The organism is Ruegeria sp. BHSB196, assembly GCF_059613135.1.
This window is the reverse complement of sequence record NZ_JBXWRY010000026.1, coordinates 11,959-34,034: the sequence shown is the minus strand read 5'-3', so window position 1 is coordinate 34,034 and position 22,076 is coordinate 11,959. Positions and strand designations below refer to the sequence as shown.

Sequence of the window (22,076 nt, the reverse complement as noted above, 5' to 3'; positions counted from 1 at the left end):
GGGCCATAAAAAGGGATTGAAAACACATGGCGGGCAACAGCGGCGGCCCCTGGGGGGGCGGAGGCTCTTCCGGCGGCGGAGGAAAACGGGGCAACAACGGGGATGGGCGTCGCCCACCCGAAGGTGACGGTCCGCAGATCCCCGAGATCGACGAGCTGATGAAGAAGGGCCAGGAGCAGCTGCGCGTGCTGATGGGCGGGCGCGGCGGCGGTGGCCGTGGCGGCGGCCAGGGTCAGGGCGGCGGCGGCGGGCCGGTCTTTACCCGCGGAACTCTCATGTTGGGCGGCGTCGTGGCCGTGGGCCTGTGGGCGTTTGCCAGCCTCTACACCGTCAAGCCCGAGGAACAGTCCGTCGAGCTGCTGTTCGGCAGCTTCTCGGGCATCGGCACCGAAGGTCTGAACTTTGCCCCCTGGCCGGTGGTGACGGCGGAAGTGATCCCGGTGAAGGTCGAACAGACCGAAACCATCGGGTCCGGCGGGCGCGGCAGCGATGCCGGGCTGATGCTGACCGGCGACGAGAACATCGTCGATATCGATTTCCAGGTGGTGTGGAACATCAACGATCCCGCCAACTATCTGTTCAACCTGCGCGATCCGCGCCAGACCATCCAGGCGGTGTCCGAGTCGGCGATGCGCGAGATCATCGCGCAATCCGACCTGGCGCCGATCCTCAACCGGGACCGGGCGATCATTGCCGAGCGGCTGGAAGAGCTCATCCAGTCCACGCTGGACAGCTACAATTCCGGCATCAACATCGTGCGTGTGAACTTTGACGGGGCCGATCCGCCGGAACCGGTCAAGGACGCCTTCCGCGAGGTCCAGTCGGCCGGACAGGAACGCGACCGGCTGGAGAAACAGGCCGACGCCTATGCCAACCGGGTTCTGGCCGGGGCGCGCGGTGAAGCCGCGCAGGTGCTGGAAGAGGCCGAAGGGTATCGCGCCCGCGTCGTGAACGAGGCGCAGGGTGAGGCCAGCCGTTTCAGCGCGGTGCTGGAGGAATACGTGAAGGCCCCCGAAGTGACGCGCAAGCGCCTGTATCTGGAACGGATGGAGCAGGTCTTGGGCGACGTGAACAAGATCATTCTGGACGAGAACGCGACCGGGCCGGGGCAGGGGGTCGTGCCCTACCTGCCGCTCAACGAGCTGCGTCGCAATACCACCGAGGGGAACTGAGACATGCGCAAATCGACGTTTATCCTTCCGGTCATCGTGATCGCCGTGGTGGTCGCCCTGTCCTCGATCTTCATCGTGGACGAACGCGAAAAGGCGCTGGTGCTGCAATTCGGCCGCGTCGTGGATGTCAAGGAAGAGCCGGGGCTGGCCTTCAAGATCCCGCTGATTCAGGAAGTGGTCCGCTATGACGACCGGATCCTGAGCCGCGAGGTCGGGCCGCTCGAAGTCACGCCGCTCGACGACCGGCGTCTGGTGGTCGATGCCTTCGCCCGCTACCGCATCGCCGATGTCCGCCAGTTCCGTCAGGCGGTGGGTGCCGGCGGTGTCGCGACCGCCGAATCGCGTCTGGATTCGATCCTGCGCGCCAAGACCCGCGAAGTGCTGGGTTCGGTTAGTTCGAACGACATCCTCAGCTCGGACCGGGCGGCGCTGATGCTGCGCATCCGCAACGGCGCGATTTCCGAGGCGCGCGATCTGGGGCTGGAGGTCATCGACGTGCGGCTGAAGCGCACCGACCTGCCGCAGGCGAACCTGGAGGCGACCTTTGCCCGGATGCGCGCCGAGCGTGAACGCGAGGCCGCCGACGAAGTGGCGCGCGGTGAGGAAGCCGCGCAGCGGATCCGCGCCCAGGCCGACCGGACCGTGGTCGAGCTGGTGTCGGAAGCGCGCCGCGAGGCCGAGATCATCCGTGGTGAGGCCGACGCGCAGCGCAACGCGATCTTCGCCGAAGCCTTCGGCAAGGATCCGGGCTTTTTCGAGTTCTACCGGTCGCTTTCGGCCTACGAACGCGCCCTGACCGGCGGCAACAGCTCGCTGGTTCTGAGCCCGGACTCAGAGTTCTTCAACTACCTCGGCTCGGCCACGGGCCGGCAGACGGATTGATGGGACTGATCCTTCTGGCCCTCGGGCTGGTTCTGATCGTCGAGGGGCTGGCCTATGCGCTGGCCCCTTCGCTTGTCGAGCGGATGCTCGAGGCGCTGCGCATGCTCCCGGAAAGCGCGCGCCGCAATGTCGGGCTGTTGTGCCTGGTGAGCGGGGCGATCCTGCTGTGGGCGGCGCATCAGATCGGATTCTGACCCGGTTCGGCGGCGCGCGTGGCGGGGCAAGCCCCCACCGCGTTCGGCCGGTATCGGCTCACGCGCCGGTGAATTGGCCGTTTTCCCGAGTTGCGGGCAGGGCCAAACTGACTACATTGGGGTTAAGGAACCGGCCTCCCGTTGGCGGCCGGATGAGTTGCTTGGTGATAAGGAGACCTCCAGTGCAGGCACAGGCACGCGGTATTTCGTTGACGCAGGACGACACAAGGATGCGTTTGAGCCTTTTGTGGCTGGCCTTGCTGACGACGCTTTTCGTGCTGGCGCAGTCGCTGACGGCCCTGGCAAAGCCAGAAAGCCTGGCGCCGCTGGCCGAACAGGTCAGCCCGGCGGTCGTCAACATCACCACCACGACGCTGATCGAAAGCCAGGCCGGCCCGCGCGGCATCGTGCCCGAGGGGTCGCCCTTCGAGGACTTCTTCCGGGAATTCCAGGACCGCAACGGCGACGGCAACCGGCCGCGCCGCAGCAACGCGCTGGGGTCGGGTTTCGTGATTTCCGAGGACGGCTTTATCGTGACCAACAACCACGTCATCGCCGAGGCCGACGAAATCCTGGTGGAGTTCTTTCCGGGCGAGGGGCAGCCGGCCAAGGAAATGCCGGCCAAGGTGGTCGGCCGGGACGAAAAGACCGACATCGCCCTGTTGAAGGTCGAAGCGGAAGGCCCTCTGAAATTTGTCAAATTCGGCGACAGCGACACGGCCCGCGTGGGCGACTGGGTGGTGGCCATGGGCAATCCGCTGGGACAGGGGTTTTCGGTCTCCGCCGGAATCGTGTCGGCGCGGAACCGCGAGTTGAGCGGATCGTATGACGACTACATCCAGACCGACGCGGCCATCAACCGGGGCAATTCCGGCGGGCCGCTGTTCAACATGGAGGGCGAGGTCATCGGGGTGAACACCGCGATCCTGTCGCCCAATGGCGGCTCGATCGGGATCGGGTTCTCGATGGCGTCCAACGTCGTGGTCAAGGTGGTCGAACAACTGCGCGAATTCGGAGAGACCCGCCGCGGCTGGCTGGGCGTGCGCATCCAGGACGTGACCGAGGACATGGCCGAGGCGATGGGGCTGGACAAGCCCGGCGGCGCGTTGATCAGCGACGTGCCGGACGGTCCCGCCAAGGAAGCCGGCCTGCTGGCCGGGGACGTGATCGTCAGTTTCGACGGCGTGGAGGTCGAGGACACCCGGGCGCTGGTGCGCCAGGTCGGCGAGACCACCGTGGGCAAGTCGGTGCGGGTGGTGGTCTATCGCGACGGCGCGACCCAGACCTTCCTGGTGACGCTGGGACGCCGCGAGGATGCCGAACGCGCGGAAAACGGCGACTCGTCGTCGACGGCGGAACCGCCGGCCGAGGCCGAACAGGACATCCTGGGCCTGACGGTCATGCAGCTCAACGCGCAGACCCGCAGCGATCTGGGTCTGGACGAGGACGCCACCGGTCTGGTGATCACCAATGTGGACGAAGCGTCCGAAGCCTATGAAAAGGGGCTGCGCGCTGGCGATCTGATCACCGAGGCGGGCCAGCAGAAGATCAACTCGCTCGAGGATCTGGATGCACGGATCGAAGAGGCGCGCGAGGCCGGGCGCAAGTCGCTTCTGCTGCTGGTGCGCCGGGGCGGGGAGCCGCGTTTCGTGGCGTTGAGCCTGTCGGAGTGATCGACGCTTGATCAAAATGGCGGCCGGGCAAGGCCCCGGCCGTTTTTCTTTGGATACCGGTCCTTTGCGGGATCGGATCGAAAGGAAAAGAGCCATATGCCGAAGCATATGGCTCTGGTTACAGGGAGAGGCCAGTTCGGACAGAAATCGGGGATGATCACCCGGCCTCGGTACGGTAACACCCTATGTGTAGCCCACGGACGCGGACGGGTCTGTGAACCGGATCACACCGCGAACAAGTCAGATCAGATCGGATTCCGCCAGCGCCTCCAAAGCCTCGAAATCCTTGATGCGCAGACCGCCGCGGGTCGCCTCGACGATGCCGTCCTTTTTCCAGGCCGACAGGGTCTTGGACACCGCCTCGCGCGTGGCGCCGACGAATTCGGCCAGATCGGTCTGCGACAGCGCCAGCTTTTCCTCGGGCTTGGGCTGAAGCTCTGCCAGGTGCAAGAGCTTGCGCGCCAGCCGGATCGGCATCGGCAGGAACACCTGTTCGGTCATTTGGGAATTCATCCAGCGCATCCGCAACCCGGCCAGCCGGATCATGTCCACCGCCATGTCGGGATGGGTCCGGATCTGCTGGAGCACGTCGCTGCTGCGCACGCGCAGAACGCGCGACGGTTCGGCGGCCGAGATGGTGGCGGTGCGCGGTCCGGGATCGAACAGGGCGATTTCGCCGAACACCATGCCGGGGCGCATGAAGTCGAGGGTCAGCTTCCGCCCGCTCATCGACAGGTAGGACACTTCGAGCGTGCCTTCGAGAATGGCGTAGAGCGCGTCGCCCTCGTCGCCCTGTTCGAACAGGACGTCGCCGCGCGCAAGCACGACTTCGGAGGCCTGGGCGGAAAGCATGGCCTTGAGACGGTCGGAGGCATCGGACAGGAATCCGGTGTCAGGAAAGGCTGTCATGAATTGGACAGGGCTCCGGTGTGAGTGAGTGTGGTGCGCTATTTTTCACAGGTTTGCGGCCAAACCAAGTGTTTTTCAGGGTCTTTCTTTCACCACCGTCGATGCCCGCACCCTGTCCGGCTGCGCCTCAGCGTTCGTCTGAGTCGTCCATATAGCCTTGCAGCATGTTGAACTGCATCATCAGGAAGGCCATCAGCGCCAGCGGGAAGCCGAAGGTTTCGATCTTGACCCAGAGATCGGTGGACAGGGTGCGCCACACCAGTTCGTTGGCGAGGGCGAGCGCGGCAAAGCCGGCGCAGAGGCGCCGGGTGAGGATCATCCAGCCCTCCATGCGCATCGGCAGCATGTCGTCGAGGATGTAGGCCAGATAGGACCGGCCCTGCAAAAGCCCGATCCCCAGCATCGCCGAGAAGAAGCCGTAGACCAGCGTCGTCTTCATCTTGAAGAACCGCTCGTCGTTGAACCAGGCGGTGAGGCCGCCGAAAAACACGACCATGAAGGCGGTGAAGATCTGGATGCGGCTCAGCTTGCCGGTCAGAACCCACAGGATGCCCATCGCGGCCAGCATGATCGGCACGAACAGGACGGCGGCGACGATGAACCCGGAATATTCGGTGCCGGAGACCACGAAGGTTTCATCCCGAAGGCGCAGGTAGATCACGAAGAAGGCCAGCGTGGGGCCGAGTTCCAGCACCTGTTTCAGAAACGGATTGATGTCTTTCCCGGTCGCCATGTCTTTCCACCTGCCGCTCAGCCGCCCATTTCAACTATCACAGCGCCGAGCGCAATCAATGCCATTAGGGCAATTCGTCTCGGCCCGACGGTCTCTTTCAGGACCAGCCAGCCGATCAGCGCGGCAAAGACCGTGGAGGTCTCCCGCAGCACCGCGGCTTCGCCCACCTTGTCGAGCCGCGTCGCCAGCATGATCGCGCCGAAGGACAGGAAGGCGACGATGCCGCCGACGACCCCGCGCAGCATCAGCGGGCCGGGCGCGGGCCGGTGCACCATCGCCCGCCAGCGCAGGAAGGCGTAGAACGGCAAGACCGCGCCGTCGATCATGAAGAACCAGGCCAGAAAGGTGAACGGATCGGCGGTGGCGCGGATGCCATAGGCGTCATAGGTGGTGTAGAGCGCCACGAACAGCCCGGTCACGAAGGCCAGCCCCAGCGCCACCACCAGCGTGTCGCGTTCAGTCTCGAGATATCTGAGATTGTAGACCGCAAGCCCGAAGATCCCCGACAGCAGCACCAGCACGCCCAGCCATTGCACAGGCGAAAACACCTCGTCGAACAGCAGATAGGCGCCGATCACCGCAAACAGGGGTCCGGTGCCGCGGACCACCGGGTAGACCACCGTGTAGGAACCCTTGGTATAGGCCATGGCCTGCAGGATCTTGTAGAGGATGTGGATGAGCCAGGCGGTGGCGACGATCGGCCACATATGCGGCTCGGGCCAGGGCACGACGAAGAGCGCGAAGGGCGCCGCCATGAGGCCGTAGGAAGCGTCGATCGCGCCGCGCGACAGCCAGGGATCGTGGCGGCCTTTCTGCAGGGCGCCGAACACGGCATGCAGGAAGGCGGCCATCAGGGCGAGGCCGAGGGCCAGGCGGTGGCCGGAGTCGGTGCCTTCGAGGGAGATCAGCCAGTCGCTCACGGCCGGGCCTTTCGCGGGGCGCAGAGGCCGGGGGCTGCCTGCCCCCGGACCCCCGGGAGTATTTTCGGCAAGATGAAGATCAGGACCGCTCGAGCCCGGTCAGGGCGGCGGCGAAGTCCTCGGGGTCGAAGGGGGCGAGGTCGTCGATCTGCTCGCCGACGCCGATGGCGTGGATCGGCAGGCCGAACCTGTCGGCCAGCGCCACCAGCACCCCGCCCTTGGCGGTGCCGTCGAGCTTGGTCATCACCAGGCCGGTGACATCGGCCAGCTTGCGGAAGGTTTCCACCTGGCTGAGCGCGTTCTGGCCGGTGGTGGCGTCGAGCACCAGGAGCGTGTTGTGGGGGGCGGTGTCGTCGATCTTGCGGATCACCCGGACGATCTTGGCCAGCTCCTCCATCAGGTCGGCGCGGTTCTGCAGGCGGCCGGCGGTGTCGATCAGCAGCAGGTCGGCGCCGTCCGCCTGCGCCTGGGTCAGGGCGTCGAAGGCCAGCGAGGCCGGATCGGAGCCTTCGGGCGCGGTCAGCACCGGCACGCCGGCGCGGTCGCCCCAGATCTGCAGCTGTTCGACCGCGGCGGCGCGGAAGGTGTCGCCGGCGGCGATCACCACCTTCTTGCCGGCGGCCTTGAACTGGCTGGCGAGCTTGCCGATGGTCGTGGTCTTTCCGGACCCGTTGACGCCGACCACCAGCACCACCTGCGGGCGCTTGGGGTAGAGCGGAAGGGGTTTGGCGACGGGCTCCATGACGCGGGCCACCTCGCGGGCCAGAAGCTGCTTGATCTCGTCGGTCGAGAGCTTCCTGCCATAGCGCCCTTCGGCCATGTTGGCGGTGACGCGCAGGGCGGTGTCCACGCCCATGTCCGAGGCGATCAGCAGTTCCTCGAGCTGTTCCAGCATGTCGTCGTCGAGCGTGCGGCGCATCACCCTGCGCGCATCGCCGCGGGAGAACAGGCGGCCCAGCAGGCCCTTTTGCGACTCCGGCGCGGGGTCCTCGGGCGGCGGGGGCGCGGGCGTCGGATCGGCCGGAGCGGGCGACGGCGTTTCCTGCGGTTGCGGGGCCGGGGCGGGCTCAGGGATCTCGGGCACCGGCTGCGGTTCCGGCTCGGGTTCGGGGATCACCGGGTCGGGCGTGCCGGGCGTTTCCTCGCCGCCATCCTCGACGATCGCGTCGAGCCCCTGTTCGAGCTTGGACGAGGATTTGAACAGCCGGTCCTTGAGCTTGGAAAAAAACGCCATCTTCGGTCTCCGCGGGTGTTTCCCTCACCTAATGCGGAATGGCGGCGGTTGCAAAGGGTCAGACGAAGGCTGCGACAAACCCGGCCTGGGCGCCCCAGTAGAGCGGCCAGACCAGATAGGGCGCCAGCCTGAGCGTCGGGTGGCCTTCGGGCAGGAGGAACTTTTCCGTGGCCAGGATCAGGTCCGAGGCGATGAAGGCCAGCGCCGCGGGCAGCGCCCAGCGCAGCGCGCCGATCTCGGGCAGGGCCAGCACCGCGATGCCCATGCCGAGGATGACCGGGATGTAGGCCAGGACCGGCCCCCTGAGATCGCCGGCGCGCGCCGCCAGCAGCGTGGCCATGACGATCCCCAGAATGACCAGCGACCAGACGATGGTGGGAAACTCCAGGATCCGGGCCGCATCGCTGCCCGGAAAGGTCAGGAACAGCGCGATATAGGCCAGGTGGCCCGCCGCAAAGGCGCCGACACCGCCCATGAAGGTCGCGTCGCTGTCGCGCGACAAAAGCGCATCGCCAAGCGCGCAGAGCGCCAGGGCCGCGACCAGCAGCCAGGGCCCGTCGGCAACCGCGGCCAGCACCGCCAGAAGCGCCACCGCTCCGGTTTTCAGCACCGTGCGCAGGAGGCCGGCCGGATGCGCGACCTTGGGCAGATAGGCCACCGCGCAGGCGGCCGCGGCCAGGAACAGGAAATGGGGCATGGGACGCATCCTCGGTTGGTTGGGCAAGGGGGGCAAAAACCGGCGCGGATTTCAACCGCAAAGGCGGAAACGGTGGGCGGAATGACGCGATGTCAATCCGGCCCGGACGCGGGCGTGTGGCGCCGGGCGGCGCGATCTGACAGAATTGGCGCATGTTGACGCGTATTGTGATTCCTCTGGTTCTGGCGGGCAAGGTCGCCGCCGCGGCCGAGCCGATGTCGGCCGATGAGTTCGACGCCTACACGCAGGGAAAGACCTTGTTTTACGGCTTTGACGGCGTGGCTTACGGCGTCGAGCGGTATCTGCCCAACCGGCGGGTGATCTGGTCGTTTCTGGACGGCGACTGCAAGGAAGGCGTCTGGTACGAGCAGGGCGAGCAGATCTGTTTCATCTACGAAGACCGGCTGGACCCGCAATGCTGGGTGTTTCTGCAGTCGCCCGCGGGCCTGATCGCGCAATTCGAGGGCGACCCGGAAGCCACCGAGCTGTACGAGGCCGAGGATATCGGCGAAGAGATGATCTGTTACGGGCCGGATGTGGGTGTGTGAGCCTCCGCTCCGGGGCTCAGAACAGCGAGCCCTGGGTGGGCGGTTCGGGTTTTGGCTTTCGGCTGGACGGTTTTTCGGGGGCTGCCGTTCCCGCGGTCATCTTGCCGTCGGCAAATTCGATTTCCAGCGTCCCGTGGCGGGCGGCCTCGGCCCTGGTCTTGATCAGCGCCCCCTCGGCCCGGACGACCGCATATCCGCGCTCCAGCGTCGCCTTGTAGCCGAGCGTTTCGCGCAGCCGGTCGGTGGCGTCGAGATTCTGGCGCAGCCGGTCGATGCGGGCGGTCTGCGCGGCGGTCAGCCGGTCGCCGAGGCGGGTCAGGTCGTCGCGGCGGGATCTGAGCTCGCGTGCAATCGGGCGCAGCGACAGGCGCGAGGCCAGGTTGCGCCAGCGATCCCGGCGCGCGTCAACCAGGTTGCGCAGGGTTGACGGGCGCAGGTGGGCCGACATGTCGAGCAGCCGGACGCGGCGGTTCTGGACGCCGCGGATCAGCGCGTTTGGCAGGCGCTCGGACGCCTGGTCCAGCCGCTGCCGGGGCGTGTCCAGCAGGGTGTCGGCGCGGGGCAGGGCGCGGGACAGGTCGCGCAGGCGCTGGGCGCGGCGCTGCACCGCGTCGGTGGCCGCGCGCGACAGGCGGGCGCCCTGTTCGCCGGTCCAGGCCAGCAGCTCCATCCGCACCGGCACGGCGAGTTCGGCGGCGGCGGTCGGCGTGGGCGCGCGGCGGTCGGACACATAGTCGATCAGGGTGGTGTCGGTTTCGTGGCCGACCGCCGAGATCAGCGGGATTTGCGAGGCGGCGGCGGCGCGGGCGACGATTTCCTCGTTGAAGCCCCACAGATCCTCGATCGAGCCGCCGCCGCGGGCGACGATGATCAGGTCCGGGCGCGGCAATGCGCCACCGGGGGTCAGGCGGTTGAACCCCTCGATGGCGCGGGCCACCTCGGGGGCGCAGCTGGACCCCTGCACCGCGACCGGCCAGATCAGCACCTTGCGCGGAAAGCGGTCGCGCAGGCGGTGCAGGATGTCGCGTATCACCGCGCCCGAGGGCGAGGTGACGACACCGATGATTCCCGGCAGGAACGGCAGGGGTTTCTTGCGTTCGGACGCGAACAGGCCCTCGGCCTCAAGCTGCTTCTTGCGTTTTTCCAGCAGCGCCATCAGCGCGCCCTGACCCGCGACGGCCACCTCGTCCACGTTCAGGTTGTACTTGGACTGCGCGCCAAAGGCGGTCAGCCGGCCGGTGACGACGACCTCCAGCCCCTCTTCAGGGATGACGGACAGCCCCGCGACCTGGCCTTTCCAGGTGGTGCAGGCCAGCACGTTGCGGTCATCCTTGATGTCGTAATAGAGATGCCCCGAACGCGCCTTGAACACGCGCCCCACCTCGCCGCGCACCCGGATGCGCCCGAAGCTGCCTTCGAGCGTGCGCTTCACCTCGCCGGAGATTTCCGAGACGGTGTATTCGGGCATGTTCTGCCCCGGAATCGGATCGTCGAGAAGGTCGGACATTTGATCGCCTTGTTTCGCCTGCCGGCCCAGCTTAGAACGCCGCGCAGGCAAGGCCAAGCAGATCGGAGACAGCTTCATGAACATCCTCATTCTCGGCGGCGGCGGGCGCGAGCACAGCTTGGCCTGGGCGGTGATGCAGAATCCCAAATGCGACCGCCTGATCGTCGCGCCGGGCAATGCGGGGATCGCGCAGATCGCGGAATGCGCGGCGCTGGACATCGAGAATGGCGGCGCGGTCGTCAACTTCGCCGAGGAGAACGCCATCGACTTCGTGATCGTGGGGCCCGAGGCGCCGCTGGCCGCGGGCGTGGCGGACCGGCTGCGCGAGGCGGGCATTCTGGTGTTCGGCCCGTCTGCCGAGGCGGCCCGGCTGGAAGCCTCGAAAAGCTTCACCAAGGAGATCTGCGATGCGGCGGGCGCGCCCACCGCGGCCTATGCCCGGTTCACCGAAGCCGCACCCGCCATCGCCCATATCCGCGCGCAGGGCGCGCCCATCGTGGTCAAGGCCGACGGTCTGGCCGCGGGCAAGGGGGTGATCGTCGCGATGGACGAGGAAACCGCGATTGCCGCCGTCGAGGAGATGTTCGGCGGCGCGTTCGGCGGGGCCGGGGCGGAAGTGGTGATCGAGGAATTCATGGAGGGTGAAGAGGCGTCGCTCTTCGTGCTCTGCGACGGCGAAAACATCCTGTCCGTCGGCACCGCGCAGGACCACAAGCGGATCGGCGAAGGCGACACCGGCCCGAACACCGGCGGCATGGGCGCCTATTCCCCCGCGCCGGTTCTGAGCCCCGAGGTCGAGGCACGGGCGCTGGACGAGATCGTGCGCCCCACCATCGCGGAAATGGCCCGGCGCGGCACACCGTTTCAGGGCGTGCTCTATGCCGGTCTGATGATCCGCGACGGCCGGCCGCGGCTGGTGGAATACAACGTGCGCTTCGGCGATCCGGAATGCCAGGTGCTGATGATGCGGCTGGGGGCGCAGGTTCTGGACCTGATGCAGGCGTCGGCCGAGGGGCGTCTGGCCGAGGCGCGGGTGAACTGGGCCGACGATCATGCGATCACGGTGGTGATGGCGGCGCAGGGGTATCCGGGCAGCTACGAGAAAGGGACGGTGATCCGGGGGCTGGATGCGCTGCCCGAGGACAGCGGCAACATGGTGTTCCACGCGGGAACCAAGGCGTCCGAAGGCGCGGTTCTGGCCAGCGGCGGGCGGGTTCTGAACGTCACCGCGCGCGGCGACAGCCTGCGCGAGGCGCGCGACCGGGCCTATGCCATGGTCGAGTCCATCGATTGGGCGGATGGCTATTTCCGCCGCGACATCGGTTGGCGGGCGCTCTGACCGGCCCTTGCGGGCGGCTTTTTCGGGCGCCGGCGTCACAGGAGGTTTTCTTTCGTCTTTCCGGTGCATTATGATCGGAGCGAGGAGAGACCGATGCCCGGACCGATTGCCCAGGCGGAACTGGACGCCGCTTATGCGGCCCGCGACCTGCGCGCGCTGGCCTTCGACTGGGTTCCGGTCGGGATCGTCGTGACCGAGTCGCGGGTGATCCGCGAGGTCAATCGCCGGTTCTGCCAGATGTTCGCCTATGAGCGCGAGGAGCTGCTGGACCGGTTGTTCGCCTTCCTCTATCCCAGCGAAGAGGAATTCTCGAACATCCTGCATCGCGGCGACAAGGAGCTGGGCGAGGGCAACCTGTACTGGGACGAACGGGTGATGCGGCGCAAGACCGGCGACCTGTTCTGGTGCCGGGTGCGGGGCCAGACCTTCACGCCCGAGGATCCGCTGGGGCGGGCGGTGTGGAGCTTTGCCGATCTCTCGGCCATCCGGCCCTACCAGCCGCTGACGCGGCGCGAGCGCGAGGTGTTCTCGCTGTTGAGCGAGGGGCGCACCAGCAAGGAGATCGCCCGCGAGCTGGATCTGAGCTATCGCACCGTCGAAGTGCATCGCGCGCGGCTGCTGAAGAAGTTCGGGGCCAGCAACACCGCCGCCCTGTTCCAGTCGCTGGGCGGGATCGACGGCGATCACGTGGTGCGGACCGGACCCTGACGGGTCAGTCGCAGGCGAGCGCGCCGGACATGGCCTTGGCGGTGAAGGGGCCGAGGGCCTCGGTGATCCAGCCCCCGTCATACCGGACCGCGACGATTTCGCGCCAGTCGGCGCTGGCGATGATCAGCTCCGGTCCCGCACCGCAGTCGCGCAGCCCGCCCGAGATGAAATCCTCGCCGATGCGGTGGTTGGTCAGGCCGGGCAGGGCGGCGATTTCGCTCAGCGCGCCGTTTTCATAGCGCCAGATGCGCAGGGTCTTGGCCAGGTGCGGGCGATCCACATAGGCGATTTCCACATGACCGTCGCCATCCAGATCGGCCGCGCCGACCGGGGCCAGCCAGCGGAACCGGGTGCCGATATGCGGGGTGGCGGCCAGCTTGCCGCCGGGGCCATAGATGGCGAGGCTCGCGCCGGTCTGCGCCTCGCTTTCCACCACGATCACCTCGGGCGTTCCATCGCTGTCGAGATCCGCGAGGCGCGGGCTCAGATCTTCGAAAACCCGGTTCCGGTCCAGCCGGTGGGTGACGGTGCGGCCATCTGCCAGGGTCAGTTCCAGCGCGCCCCATTCCAGCGCATCGCCCAGGACCGCATGGGGGTAGCGCGGGGTCGGCTCGGCATACCGGGCCGCCGCGATCGTGTCGGCCTGGACCGCGGCGCCCATGCCGGCCACCAGCCACAGGCCCAGAGCCGCGGCACCGCCGCGAAACGGCCGCCGGCAGCCGGCGCGGCGCGGCATCAGATCTGTTTTTCCGGCATCTGCACGACCAACCCGTCCAGCGCATCTGTGACCTTGATCTGGCAGGTCAGGCGCGAGCGGGCCGGGTCGGGTTCATAGGCAAAGTCCAGCATGTCCTCTTCCATGTCGTCCTTGGCGGGCAGTTTTTCGACCCAGTCGGGATGGACATAGACATGGCAGGTCGAACAGGCGCAGGCGCCGCCGCAATCGGCTTCGATGCCGGGAATGTTGTTGTCGCGGGCGCCTTCCATCACGGTCAGACCGTTGGCGACCTCGACGGTGTGCTCGGTGCCACCGTGCTCGATATAGGTGATCTTTGCCATTCGCGCGTCTTCCTTCTGCGATGTTCCGAACCTTCCTTAGTCAAGCCATTTGGCTGTTTCCACCCCCATTTGCGACCCGTGACGGCGCGTCTGGACATTCGCGGCAAGTGTTCTATCTTTGTTCTCATGATCGTGACACCCATATCTCCCGCCGCCCCGGCCCGCGACTGGCCCCGCCCGCCCGCCTGCCTGCCCGCCAACCGGCTGGACGCCCCGCCCGAGGGCGCGCGGGTGACGGTGGCCGGGCTGGTGATCCTGCGGCAGCGGCCGGGGACGGCCAAGGGGGTGATCTTCGTCACGCTCGAGGACGAGACCGGGGTGGTCAACGTGGTGGTCTGGCGCAAGATCTACGAACGCTTCCGCCGGGCGGTGATTTCGGGGCGGCTGCTGCGGGTCACGGGCCGGATGCAGCGGGCGCATTCGGTGACCCATGTGATCGCGGAAGAGATCGAGGACATCTCGGAGATGCTGGACCTGCTGGTGCGGGGGGAGGGGGTGGAGCCCCGCCCTGACGGACGAAGCTGACAGGGCGCCGTTTTGCAGCTAGCGTTTTGCAAACGGAGGGAGAAGCATGCAGGATACCGTGACGGGCGGGTGCAAATGCGGCTTGGTCAGATACAGCGGCGACCGGGCCGAGGCGCCAATGTTTCGCTGTCACTGCCGCGATTGTCAGCAACTCACCGGCACCGGGCATTCCGAAATGATGCCGCTCGACGCCGCGACCTTCTCGATCGGCGATGCCTGCAGGACGTTTGAAATGGCCGGCGGATCGGGCCGACCGACCTACAGCGGGTTTTGCCCGCGTTGCGGATCGCAATTGACGCGCCGAAGCGCGCGGATGGGCGACCGCATCTATGTTCATGCAGCCTCGCTGGACGATCCCTCGGCTTACGCGCCGGCAAAATCCATCTATTCGAACGCCGCGCAACTCTGGGATGACGGGGTCATCGTGAGCAAGGACTAGCGATCGCGGCGAAGCCCGGCGCCAAGACGTTGGAAATGCGGCGCTTTCAAACCGGATGCCCGTGGAGAGACCCGTTCCGGACGCGCCTGACATGCCCGGCCAACACGGCTGCGTGCCCATGTCTCCTGGTCGCAAATCTCCACCGTCGTCATGCCGCTTTGACGACAAACCGTTCCAATCTAGATCGAATTGCGTTGCACATATTGGGACAAAGCTATGAAACCAAGATACTTTGCAGTTCTTGCCGGGCTGATTTCCACGCCTTTGGCCGCACAGGAAACGGTAACTCCCGAAACCTACATCCGTTCCGAAGTCGACATGTCGTTCGCGCAGTTTCAGTTCAACGCGGGCAGCGACGTGAACCGCTTCTATTACATCCGCAAGCCTACGCCGCTGGATGCTCAGGCCGTGGTGCGCATGAACCGGGATACCCTCTATGCGGGCGCGGTCGTGGATACCGAAGGTGGCGCGACCATCACGATCCCCGAGTTCCCGGATGATCGGTATTTCTCGATCCTGGTGATCGACAACGACCACTATGCCCCGGTCGTGTTCTACGAACCCGGCACCCATGACATCCCCGGCGATACCAAATATGTGTCGTTGATCATGCGCATCCAGATCATGGACCCGTCCGACCCCGAGGACGTGAACTTGGTCAACCGGATGCAGAACGCGTTCCAGATCCAAGCCAACAGCCACGATCTTTTCCCCGAACCGAAATGGGACGTGGACAGCATGTTGGCGCTGCGGTCGGCCTATGAAACAGAGTTCCAGAAATTCGATCAATATGAGCCGGACTGGATGGGTCCGCGCGGTGAGGTCAACGAGGACACGCGCCATCTGGCCGTGGCGGGCGCCTGGGGCCTGTTTCCGGAAAAAGACGCGGTCTATATCAACTATGCCGGCCCGCCGAAGGCAGACGGATGCTACACCGCGACCTATGAGGTTCCGCCGAACGATGCCTTCTGGTCGATCACCGTCTACGGATCCGACGGCTTCATGAAAAGCGACACCAACATCGTCAACGACCGCAACGTGGCGCTCAACGACGATGGTACCTTCACGGTCTTTTTCGGCGCGGAGGAGGCCTGCGGCGCCCAGTCGAACCGCGTCGACATCACCGAAGGGTGGAACTTCCTGATGCGGATATATCGTCCGGGTCGGGCTGTGCTTGAGCGCACCTACAAGCTACCGGAAGTCGAGGAGGTCTCCTGATGAGAAGAGCGTTCTGGATTTCATTTGCGCTTGCCGCGATGGGCGCCGCCCCGGCCGTTTCCGGTGAAACGGAAGTCACGCTGGAGAATTTCACCCTTGCCGAAACGGATCTCTACATGTCGGATCATTCCGCCGAGCACGCGGTGAACACGATCCGCCATTCGCGGGAACCTTCCGGTCCTGACAACCAGTTCGTCATCACCGAAAACAAGGACGTTCTGTACAGTCACGCCGTCGTAGACACCGAAGGCGGGGTCACGATCACGAACCCGGACTGGGATTACCTGTCGATGATCCAGATCATCGATGAAGCCCACTATACGCTGCATGTACTGTATGCCGGCGAAAGCGTCACTCTGACGCCGCAAGACCTGTCGACGGGACGCTATGTGTTCCTGAACATGCGCACCGGTCTGAAATCCACCGATGAAGCGGGATTGAAGGAGGCGCATGCGCATCAGGACGGTTTTCTGATCGAGGCCGCCTCGGCCCAACCGTATTCTCCGAAAGGCTTTGACCGCGCCAGCCAGGACGAAATTCGCGCGTCGTTGGTTGCCCGGGCCGGCGAAGCCGATCAGCCCGAGAAGTTCTTTGGCCGGCCGGAAGATGTCGATCCCGAGATGTTCCTGATCGCGACGGCAAAGGGCTGGGGCGGGTTGCCCTTCAAGGATGCGGTCTACATCTCGACCATCGTGCCCGAAGGCGAGGCCGCCCAAGGCGCATGTTCCCAGATGACCTTGCCCGAACCCCCCCCTGAAGTTTGACGACGGCGCGTTCTTTTCGGTCACGACCTACAGTGCCGACAGCTGGATCGTCGAAGAGAACTTCGCGCTGAACAACCGTGCGGCCGAAGCCAATGACGATGGATCGATCACCTTCCGGTACAACTGCCCTGGGCAGGCGAACAATCTGGACGTTCAACCGGGCTGGACGCAGGTCATCCGTCTGTACCAGCCGGAAAGCTCCGAGGCGATCTCCGATTACGTGGACAAGATCACGTCGAGTGTCAGGATCCAGCCGGGCGGGTGATTCTGCGGCGGCGGAGCGATCCTCGGGATCGCCGCCCCGCTTCACCGCTTGAACAACACCGCCTGCGCCTCTTTGCTCCGGTGATCCCCGCGCAGTTCGGCGTGCAGTGCCCGCCCGGCCTGCACGCCGGGACGCGCGCCCACCACCTCCAGCCAGCGGGCGAAGTGCGGCTTGTCCTCCAAGCTCTGCTGCTGGCCCTCCCACAGGCTGGCCCAGCCCCAGATCGCCATGTCGGCGATGGAATAGAAGTCGCCGGCGACATATTCGTTCGCGGCCAACCGCCGGTCCAGCACGGCATACAGACGCGCGACCTCGGTGCGGTAGCGGTCCTTGGCATAGGGGATGTCCTGCGGCGGGTCCAGATGGGGCGCGTATTTCAGAAAGTGATGCGCCTGTCCCGCCATCGGGCCGACGCCGCCCATCTGCCACATCAGCCATTCCTCGACCGCGATCCGCTCGCGCTCGGTCCGCCCATGGAACCTGCCGGTCTTGCGCGCCAGATACATCAGGATCGCGCCGCTTTCGAACACCGAGACCGGCGCGCCGTCCGGACCCTCGGGATCGACGATGGCGGGCATCTTGTTGTTCGGCGCGATCCTGAGGAACTCGGGGTCGTACTGGTCGCCCTTGCCGATGTCGATCAGGCGCACGGCATAGGGCAGCCCCATCTCTTCCAGCGCGATGGAGACCTTCCAGCCGTTCGGCGTGGGCCAGTAATGGAATTCGATCGGGTCGGCCATGCGTCCTCCTCAGTCGGAGGGGATCATGAGGCATTCTCGGCAAACGGCAAGAGCTCTTGCGGGCGGGGCAGGGCAAAAAGCCGTGACCAGCGCCGGGACGGCCGCGCGGGCAGGCCGTGGCGCAGGACGGGCAGGCTCAGCCGTTCGGGGTTGCGCAGCAGGTTGTTGTAGGCCCGCATGACGCCCGGCCGGGTATAGCTGGACCAGTGGCAGACCCGGCGCTGCGGCGGCGCGATCGGAAAGACCAGGCGCGACAGGTGGTCGAGCGTGTCGGGGCAATCGAGTTGCAGCGTCACCGCGTTGGGCGCGTCCAGGCCCAGACCGATGGTCCGGTCGCCGCGCCGGGGCGGCTGGATCAGCCATTCGTAGAGATAGTCGAACAGATCGTTCTCGCGGCTGGTCACGTTGATGAGCTCGGCGGCCCGGCCTGCCGGTGTCGCAAGCGCGGCGCGGGCGCGGCTCTGATAGGCCGCGCCGGTCAGCGAGATGATCCGCCCCAGCGCGCCCGCGGGAATGTGGTGCAACGCTTCGAGCGCCAGTTCGGTGCCCATCGAATGGCCGATGAAATGGATCGGCCGGCCGGGCCTCGTCCGGTGCAGCTCGGTGACGATCCCGGCCAGCACGCGGCCGGCCCGGACCGCGCGCCGATGCGCCGCCCAGAGCGGTCCCCGCGCGTCCCAACCGAAGGCGATGGCGAGCCCTTCGTCGTCGAAGCCCGACCCGAAGCCCAGCTCCTGCGGCCAGCTTGCGCAATACCACGGCATCGGGGACGGGCTGAGCGACAGGATGTGGCGATGGGGGCAGGCATGGGCATCATCCGGGCGGTACTTGTAGCCGTGGGTCATGATGATCACCGGCCCGTCGACTTCGGGCATCTGCCGCAGCGTCCGATACATCGGTCGGCGGCTGCCGTGCAGTTCCGCACGGTCGCGTATGGCATTGATCCGGATCACTGGCATGGCGCAGCCTCACACAAGATGTTGTGGCCGTGCTCTGTCATAGCGCTATGACGGTTGCGTGAAACGACGGTTACAGAAGCGTGACGATGGCGCGTTCAGGCTTGACGGAACGCCAACTGCGGCGTAAGGGCAACATCAGGACCACGTGGCGATTTGTTACCGGATTGCGGGCCACGTTAAACAACACCGCTAAAAGGTCAGGATGAAAGACCCCTTTCGCTTGACCGCGTCAGGGGTTTTTTCTTTGCCCTCGGGGTCCGGGGCGGAAAGGGACGAGATGAGCGAGAGCTGGAGCAAGCGCACCCAGGCCGTGCATGGCGGGATCCGCCGCAGTCAGTACAACGAGGTGAGCGAGGCGATCTTTCTGACCCAGGGCTTCGTCTATGACACCGCCGAGCAGGCCGAGGCGCGGTTCATCGAATGCGGCCCGGACGAGTTCATCTATGCGCGCTACGGCAATCCGACCGTGTCGATGTTCGAACAGCGGATCGCGGCGCTGGAAGGCGGCGAGGATGCCTTTGCCACCGCCTCGGGCATGGCGGCGGTGAACGGCGCGTTGGCCTCGATGCTGAAGGCGGGGGATCACGTGGTCTCGGCCAAGGCGCTGTTCGGGTCGTGCCTTTACATCCTCGAAAACATCCTGACCCGCTATGGCGTCGAGGTGACATTTGTCGACGGCACCGATCTGGACCAGTGGCGGGCGGCGATCCGGCCCGACACCAGGGCGGTGTTCTTCGAATCCATGTCGAACCCGACGCTCGAGGTGATCGACATCGCCGGGGTCGCCGATCTGGCCCATGCGGTGGGGGCGACGGTGATCGTGGACAACGTGTTTTCCACCCCGGTCTATTCGCAGGCCATCGCGCAGGGGGCGGATGTGGTCGTCTATTCGGCGACCAAGCATATCGACGGACAGGGCCGCGCGCTGGGCGGGGTGATCATCGGCACCCGCGACTTCATCCGCGGCACGGTCGAGCCCTATCTGAAACACACCGGCGGCGCGCTGAGTCCGTTCAACGCCTGGATCATGCTCAAGGGGCTGGAGACCCTGTCCTTGCGGGTCAATGCCCAGACCGCAACGGCGCAGAAGATCGCCGAGGCGCTGGAGGGCCACCCGGCGCTGGCGCGCACGCTGTATCCGGGGCTGGCATCGCACGGGCAGAACGGGCTGGTGCAGCGCCAACTGGGCGGCAAGGGCGGCACGGTGCTGTCGCTGGACATCAAGGGCGGCAAGCCGGCGGCCTTCGCCTTTCTGAACGCCATGACCATTCCGGTGATTTCCAACAACCTGGGGGATGCGAAATCCATCGCCACCCACCCCGCCACCACCACGCATCAGCGGTTGAGCGAGGCGCAGCGCGCGGAACTTGGGATCACCCCCGGCCTGATCCGGGTTTCGGTCGGGCTGGAGGATGCCGACGACCTGCTGGCCGATCTGCGGCACGCTCTGGACGCTTCGCAGGCGTGACGGCGGTCGGGCCGCGGTCTCACATCTCCCAGGGGAACGTGTCCAGCCGTTCGGCCCCGGTTTCGGTGATCAGAACCTGCGTTTCCAGCTTGACGCTTTCCGATCCGTACTCGGCGATCAGGCTTTCGACGCAGACCACCTGACCGGCCTCGAAGCACCCGCCGTGGCTGGCGTCGAAATCCGGGTGCAGCAGCACCACGGGCCATTCGTCGGCCATGCCCACGCCATGCACCGCCAGGGAATAGCGGTAGGGCCGGTAGGCGGCGGGAATGCGCCAGCTTCTGGCGTTGAACTCGGCAAAGCTCAGGCCCGGTTCCAGCAGGGCGAGGTTGTGGTCGATCTGCGCCCGCGCCGCCGCGTACAGACGCTTCTGCCGGTCGGTCATCGGCGCGTCGCCGCAGGTCCAGGACCGGCTCAGGTCGGCGCAATAGCCGTAGGGGCCGATCATGTCGGTGTCGAAGGCGATCATCTCGCCCAGCCGGCACTCCCGGCCGGAACATTCCCTGTACCAGGGGTTGGTGTTCGGGCCGCAGGTCAAAAGCTTGGTTTCCAGCCACTCCCCGCCCGAGCGCGCGTTCTCGAAATGCAGTTGCGCCCACAGCGCCCGCTCGGTCACGCCGGGAACCGAGTGTTCATAGATCCGGGCCATCCCCGCCTCGCAGACGCGGATGGTCCACCGCATCAGGGCGATCTCGTCCTCGGACTTGATCGCGCGGGCGATCTCGGTGATCTGGCCGCCCTCGACGATCTCGACCCCACGCGCGCCCAGCGCGGCAACGCCCTCGGGGTCCAGCCGGTCCGCCGCCAGCCGCATGTTGCCGCTGCCATGCGCGCGCAGTTCGGCGGCGATCTCGTCGGCCCAGCGGGTCAGGCGTTCCTCCGACCTGTCACCGGCGCACATGAACATCCAGCCGATCGCAATGCGCAACTCGTCGATGCCCGGCAGGCCGTCGTTGAGGTGTTCGCAGCCCTTGAACTCGAACATAATCCCCGGCCCGCCATTCAGGATCAGCGCGTATCGGATCGGATTGTGGCTGGTCCAGACGCCCATGTTGGAACTGTCGAAGGCATAGCGGATGTTGACCGGGTCATAGAGCAGCAGGCCCGCCACGTCATGCAGGTCCATCATCGTCCGCAGCCGGCCCAGCCGATAGGCGCGGGCGCGGTCCAGAACCTCCTGCGGCAGGGGGCTTTTCAGCGGTTTCTCCGCGCCCTCGGCATTCAGATAGGCCAGCTTGCGGGCATCGCGGAAGGGGTCGGGCCGGTTCATGACGCGCGGCCGTAAAAGCCGATGCGCTCGCTTTCGGAAAACACGACGCCGGGGTGCTCGTAATAGGAGAACACCGCGATGACGCGGGCGCGCGCGCCCCTGACCGGCGTGACCCGATGGGCCGTGTTCTTGCCCTTGAACACGTTGAGCGTGCCGGGGCTGAGCGTGATCACCCGGCTTTCCGGATCCTCGCCGCGCAGGAGCCGCGCCACCCCGTCATAGTTCGGGTCCGCCGCGCTGCGCAGGTCGGTGCGGTACTCGAACCCGCCGCCCGCCTCGGGGGCTTGCAGCAGCAGGGTCGTGGTGAATTCCGACCGGTCGAAATGCCAGTTCAGCGCCTGCCCCTCGTGATAGGACATGACATTGATCCGGGCCAGCGGATCGTCCATCACATGCAGTTCCGGTTTGTCCATCGTCGCGGCAAGGAACTTCGCGAATTGCGGCCATTCGTACAGCCGCGTCAGGGCCGATCCGGCGATCTGGTCGGCGCAGAGCGTGCGGTTCGAGGTCATGAATTCGCGCAGGGCGGGATGATCCGGCGGCAGATCCTCGACCGGCTTGAAATAGATGTTGTGGCGCCGCTCGTGCAGAAACGCCTCGGTCTCGAACCGCGGGCGCATCTCGGCGACCGTCTGCGCGGCCACGTCCGGGCGCATCAGCCCGTCCAGATTGAACATGCCGTGCCGGGCCAGATCGGCGCGGCAGCGCCGCACCAGATCGGACCAGGCCGGGGTGCCGGGACGGTCGAGCGGAAAACGGTCGAGGTCGAGAATGTCGCGCATGTGCGGTCTCCTGCATGTGCCCGGATCAGAGTGCCGCGTCTTTGCATTTTTACCCACCATAAATTATCTTG

At 66.1% G+C, this 22,076-nt stretch carries 24 protein-coding genes and 1 riboswitch; of the genes, 12 read left to right on the top strand and 12 right to left on the bottom strand.

The annotated features are described in order from the left end of the window. Nucleotides 1–26: 26 nt before the first annotated feature. From hflK to AC2FNJ_RS13560, 4 genes are all read left to right on the top strand, one after another. Entirely contained in the window at nt 27–1,172 is a 1,146-nt protein-coding gene (hflK, locus tag AC2FNJ_RS13575; RefSeq protein WP_496764944.1) for an FtsH protease activity modulator HflK, read from the top strand. Between the two features lie 3 nt (nt 1,173–1,175). Beyond that, nucleotides 1,176–2,054, top strand: coding sequence for a protease modulator HflC (hflC, locus tag AC2FNJ_RS13570; RefSeq protein WP_496764942.1), 879 nt, complete (start codon nt 1,176–1,178; stop codon nt 2,052–2,054). Next, entirely contained in the window at nt 2,054–2,248 is a 195-nt protein-coding gene (locus AC2FNJ_RS13565; protein WP_496764941.1) for a DUF2065 domain-containing protein, read from the top strand. Before hflC ends, AC2FNJ_RS13565 begins: the two co-directional genes overlap by 1 nt. 230 nt (nt 2,249–2,478) lie before the next feature. Next, on the top strand, nt 2,479–3,921 hold the full coding sequence (locus tag AC2FNJ_RS13560) for a Do family serine endopeptidase (protein WP_496764939.1): 1,443 nt from the start codon (nt 2,479–2,481) through the stop codon (nt 3,919–3,921). A gap of 240 nt (nt 3,922–4,161) precedes the next feature. Here AC2FNJ_RS13560 and AC2FNJ_RS13555 read toward each other — a convergent pair whose 3' ends face one another. The 5 genes from AC2FNJ_RS13555 to AC2FNJ_RS13535 all read right to left on the bottom strand — a co-directional run bounded on the left by AC2FNJ_RS13555 (nt 4,162) and on the right by AC2FNJ_RS13535 (nt 8,414). Then, nucleotides 4,162–4,830 (bottom strand): Crp/Fnr family transcriptional regulator, encoded by a 669-nt coding sequence (locus AC2FNJ_RS13555; protein WP_496764937.1) that lies wholly within the window; start codon nt 4,828–4,830, stop codon nt 4,162–4,164. 127 nt (nt 4,831–4,957) lie between these two features. Further along, complete coding sequence (locus tag AC2FNJ_RS13550) at nt 4,958–5,563, bottom strand: inner membrane-spanning protein YciB (RefSeq protein WP_496764936.1); 606 nt, start codon at nt 5,561–5,563, stop codon at nt 4,958–4,960. A 17-nt stretch (nt 5,564–5,580) separates the two neighbouring features. Beyond that, nucleotides 5,581–6,483 carry an EamA family transporter gene (locus AC2FNJ_RS13545; RefSeq protein ID WP_496764935.1) on the bottom strand — a complete coding sequence of 301 codons (903 nt, stop codon included), beginning with the start codon at nt 6,481–6,483 and terminating at the stop codon, nt 5,581–5,583. Between the two features lie 79 nt (nt 6,484–6,562). After that, the gene (ftsY, locus tag AC2FNJ_RS13540) at nt 6,563–7,717 is read right to left on the bottom strand and encodes a signal recognition particle-docking protein FtsY (protein ID WP_496764934.1); all 1,155 of its coding nucleotides are present in this window, start codon (nt 7,715–7,717) and stop codon (nt 6,563–6,565) included. Between the two features lie 58 nt (nt 7,718–7,775). After that, a complete protein-coding gene (locus AC2FNJ_RS13535; protein ID WP_496764932.1) occupies nt 7,776–8,414 on the bottom strand; it encodes a lysoplasmalogenase in 639 nt (212 codons plus the stop codon). A 152-nt stretch (nt 8,415–8,566) separates the two neighbouring features. Between AC2FNJ_RS13535 and AC2FNJ_RS13530 the strand changes: the two genes are divergently transcribed. Then, nucleotides 8,567–8,962: a hypothetical protein gene (locus AC2FNJ_RS13530; RefSeq protein WP_496764931.1), complete on the top strand. Its 396-nt coding sequence runs from the start codon at nt 8,567–8,569 to the stop codon at nt 8,960–8,962. A 16-nt stretch (nt 8,963–8,978) separates the two neighbouring features. Here the strand turns inward: AC2FNJ_RS13530 and xseA are convergent, their stop codons facing one another. Beyond that, the gene (xseA, locus tag AC2FNJ_RS13525; RefSeq protein ID WP_496764929.1) at nt 8,979–10,469 is read right to left on the bottom strand and encodes an exodeoxyribonuclease VII large subunit; all 1,491 of its coding nucleotides are present in this window, start codon (nt 10,467–10,469) and stop codon (nt 8,979–8,981) included. Between the two features lie 76 nt (nt 10,470–10,545). On the opposite strand from xseA, the gene purD reads away from it, so the two are divergent. Next, nucleotides 10,546–11,808, top strand: coding sequence for a phosphoribosylamine--glycine ligase (gene purD / locus AC2FNJ_RS13520; protein WP_496764928.1), 1,263 nt, complete (start codon nt 10,546–10,548; stop codon nt 11,806–11,808). 93 nt (nt 11,809–11,901) lie between these two features. Continuing rightward, entirely contained in the window at nt 11,902–12,516 is a 615-nt protein-coding gene (locus AC2FNJ_RS13515) for a LuxR C-terminal-related transcriptional regulator (RefSeq protein ID WP_496764926.1), read from the top strand. A gap of 4 nt (nt 12,517–12,520) precedes the next feature. Here AC2FNJ_RS13515 and AC2FNJ_RS13510 read toward each other — a convergent pair whose 3' ends face one another. Together AC2FNJ_RS13510 and AC2FNJ_RS13505 are read right to left on the bottom strand one after the other, a co-directional pair. Further along, the gene (locus tag AC2FNJ_RS13510) at nt 12,521–13,252 is read right to left on the bottom strand and encodes an FG-GAP repeat domain-containing protein (RefSeq protein ID WP_496764925.1); all 732 of its coding nucleotides are present in this window, start codon (nt 13,250–13,252) and stop codon (nt 12,521–12,523) included. Further along, entirely contained in the window at nt 13,252–13,575 is a 324-nt protein-coding gene (locus tag AC2FNJ_RS13505; protein ID WP_496764924.1) for a 2Fe-2S iron-sulfur cluster-binding protein, read from the bottom strand. The genes AC2FNJ_RS13510 and AC2FNJ_RS13505 overlap by 1 nt, the downstream gene beginning before the upstream one ends. Nucleotides 13,576–13,701: 126 nt before the next feature. Here AC2FNJ_RS13505 and AC2FNJ_RS13500 point away from each other — a divergent pair, with 126 nt between their 5' ends. From AC2FNJ_RS13500 to AC2FNJ_RS13485, 4 genes are all read left to right on the top strand, one after another. After that, nucleotides 13,702–14,100, top strand: a complete 399-nt coding sequence (locus tag AC2FNJ_RS13500) for an OB-fold nucleic acid binding domain-containing protein (protein WP_496764923.1) — start codon at nt 13,702–13,704, stop codon at nt 14,098–14,100. 46 nt (nt 14,101–14,146) lie between these two features. Further along, the gene (locus tag AC2FNJ_RS13495) at nt 14,147–14,539 is read left to right on the top strand and encodes a GFA family protein (protein ID WP_496764921.1); all 393 of its coding nucleotides are present in this window, start codon (nt 14,147–14,149) and stop codon (nt 14,537–14,539) included. A gap of 216 nt (nt 14,540–14,755) precedes the next feature. Further along, on the top strand, nt 14,756–15,757 hold the full coding sequence (locus tag AC2FNJ_RS13490; protein WP_496764920.1) for a DUF1254 domain-containing protein: 1,002 nt from the start codon (nt 14,756–14,758) through the stop codon (nt 15,755–15,757). Then, nucleotides 15,757–16,521, top strand: a complete 765-nt coding sequence (locus AC2FNJ_RS13485; protein WP_496764918.1) for a DUF1254 domain-containing protein — start codon at nt 15,757–15,759, stop codon at nt 16,519–16,521. The genes AC2FNJ_RS13490 and AC2FNJ_RS13485 overlap by 1 nt, the downstream gene beginning before the upstream one ends. Nucleotides 16,522–16,827: 306 nt before the next feature. On the opposite strand, the gene AC2FNJ_RS13480 is transcribed toward AC2FNJ_RS13485, so the two are convergent. Next, the gene (locus AC2FNJ_RS13480) at nt 16,828–17,526 is read right to left on the bottom strand and encodes a glutathione S-transferase N-terminal domain-containing protein (RefSeq protein WP_496764917.1); all 699 of its coding nucleotides are present in this window, start codon (nt 17,524–17,526) and stop codon (nt 16,828–16,830) included. A 23-nt stretch (nt 17,527–17,549) separates the two neighbouring features. Then, the gene (locus AC2FNJ_RS13475; RefSeq protein WP_496764916.1) at nt 17,550–18,485 is read right to left on the bottom strand and encodes an alpha/beta hydrolase; all 936 of its coding nucleotides are present in this window, start codon (nt 18,483–18,485) and stop codon (nt 17,550–17,552) included. Between the two features lie 135 nt (nt 18,486–18,620). Next, a riboswitch (SAM riboswitch) is annotated at nt 18,621–18,698 on the top strand. Between the two features lie 64 nt (nt 18,699–18,762). Between AC2FNJ_RS13475 and metZ the strand changes: the two genes are divergently transcribed. Further along, nucleotides 18,763–19,953 carry an O-succinylhomoserine sulfhydrylase gene (metZ, locus tag AC2FNJ_RS13470; RefSeq protein WP_496764915.1) on the top strand — a complete coding sequence of 397 codons (1,191 nt, stop codon included), beginning with the start codon at nt 18,763–18,765 and terminating at the stop codon, nt 19,951–19,953. 19 nt (nt 19,954–19,972) lie between these two features. Here the strand turns inward: metZ and AC2FNJ_RS13465 are convergent, their stop codons facing one another. Together AC2FNJ_RS13465 and AC2FNJ_RS13460 are read right to left on the bottom strand one after the other, a co-directional pair. Continuing rightward, nucleotides 19,973–21,223, bottom strand: a complete 1,251-nt coding sequence (locus AC2FNJ_RS13465; protein ID WP_496764913.1) for a M24 family metallopeptidase — start codon at nt 21,221–21,223, stop codon at nt 19,973–19,975. Further along, a complete protein-coding gene (locus AC2FNJ_RS13460) occupies nt 21,220–22,005 on the bottom strand; it encodes a HalD/BesD family halogenase (RefSeq protein ID WP_496764912.1) in 786 nt (261 codons plus the stop codon). The genes AC2FNJ_RS13465 and AC2FNJ_RS13460 overlap by 4 nt, the downstream gene beginning before the upstream one ends. Nucleotides 22,006–22,076: the final 71 nt, after the last annotated feature.

Excerpts from the sequence above, each read along its gene's own strand:
- hflK (WP_496764944.1), top strand. The coding sequence starts at position 27 with ATGGCGGGCAACAGCGGCGGCCCCTGGGGGGGCGGAGGCTCTTCCGGC.
- hflC (WP_496764942.1), top strand. The coding sequence starts at position 1,176 with ATGCGCAAATCGACGTTTATCCTTCCGGTCATCGTGATCGCCGTGGTG.
- AC2FNJ_RS13565 (WP_496764941.1), top strand. The coding sequence starts at position 2,054 with ATGGGACTGATCCTTCTGGCCCTCGGGCTGGTTCTGATCGTCGAGGGG.
- AC2FNJ_RS13560 (WP_496764939.1), top strand. The coding sequence starts at position 2,479 with ATGCGTTTGAGCCTTTTGTGGCTGGCCTTGCTGACGACGCTTTTCGTG.
- AC2FNJ_RS13555 (WP_496764937.1), bottom strand. The coding sequence starts at position 4,830 with ATGACAGCCTTTCCTGACACCGGATTCCTGTCCGATGCCTCCGACCGT.
- AC2FNJ_RS13550 (WP_496764936.1), bottom strand. The coding sequence starts at position 5,563 with ATGGCGACCGGGAAAGACATCAATCCGTTTCTGAAACAGGTGCTGGAA.
- ftsY (WP_496764934.1), bottom strand. The coding sequence starts at position 7,717 with ATGGCGTTTTTTTCCAAGCTCAAGGACCGGCTGTTCAAATCCTCGTCC.
- AC2FNJ_RS13535 (WP_496764932.1), bottom strand. The coding sequence starts at position 8,414 with ATGCCCCATTTCCTGTTCCTGGCCGCGGCCGCCTGCGCGGTGGCCTAT.
- AC2FNJ_RS13530 (WP_496764931.1), top strand. The coding sequence starts at position 8,567 with ATGTTGACGCGTATTGTGATTCCTCTGGTTCTGGCGGGCAAGGTCGCC.
- xseA (WP_496764929.1), bottom strand. The coding sequence starts at position 10,469 with ATGTCCGACCTTCTCGACGATCCGATTCCGGGGCAGAACATGCCCGAA.
- purD (WP_496764928.1), top strand. The coding sequence starts at position 10,546 with ATGAACATCCTCATTCTCGGCGGCGGCGGGCGCGAGCACAGCTTGGCC.
- AC2FNJ_RS13515 (WP_496764926.1), top strand. The coding sequence starts at position 11,902 with ATGCCCGGACCGATTGCCCAGGCGGAACTGGACGCCGCTTATGCGGCC.
- AC2FNJ_RS13510 (WP_496764925.1), bottom strand. The coding sequence starts at position 13,252 with ATGCCGCGCCGCGCCGGCTGCCGGCGGCCGTTTCGCGGCGGTGCCGCG.
- AC2FNJ_RS13505 (WP_496764924.1), bottom strand. The coding sequence starts at position 13,575 with ATGGCAAAGATCACCTATATCGAGCACGGTGGCACCGAGCACACCGTC.
- AC2FNJ_RS13500 (WP_496764923.1), top strand. The coding sequence starts at position 13,702 with ATGATCGTGACACCCATATCTCCCGCCGCCCCGGCCCGCGACTGGCCC.
- AC2FNJ_RS13495 (WP_496764921.1), top strand. The coding sequence starts at position 14,147 with ATGCAGGATACCGTGACGGGCGGGTGCAAATGCGGCTTGGTCAGATAC.
- AC2FNJ_RS13490 (WP_496764920.1), top strand. The coding sequence starts at position 14,756 with ATGAAACCAAGATACTTTGCAGTTCTTGCCGGGCTGATTTCCACGCCT.
- AC2FNJ_RS13485 (WP_496764918.1), top strand. The coding sequence starts at position 15,757 with ATGAGAAGAGCGTTCTGGATTTCATTTGCGCTTGCCGCGATGGGCGCC.
- AC2FNJ_RS13480 (WP_496764917.1), bottom strand. The coding sequence starts at position 17,526 with ATGGCCGACCCGATCGAATTCCATTACTGGCCCACGCCGAACGGCTGG.
- AC2FNJ_RS13475 (WP_496764916.1), bottom strand. The coding sequence starts at position 18,485 with ATGCCAGTGATCCGGATCAATGCCATACGCGACCGTGCGGAACTGCAC.
- metZ (WP_496764915.1), top strand. The coding sequence starts at position 18,763 with ATGAGCGAGAGCTGGAGCAAGCGCACCCAGGCCGTGCATGGCGGGATC.
- AC2FNJ_RS13465 (WP_496764913.1), bottom strand. The coding sequence starts at position 21,223 with ATGAACCGGCCCGACCCCTTCCGCGATGCCCGCAAGCTGGCCTATCTG.
- AC2FNJ_RS13460 (WP_496764912.1), bottom strand. The coding sequence starts at position 22,005 with ATGCGCGACATTCTCGACCTCGACCGTTTTCCGCTCGACCGTCCCGGC.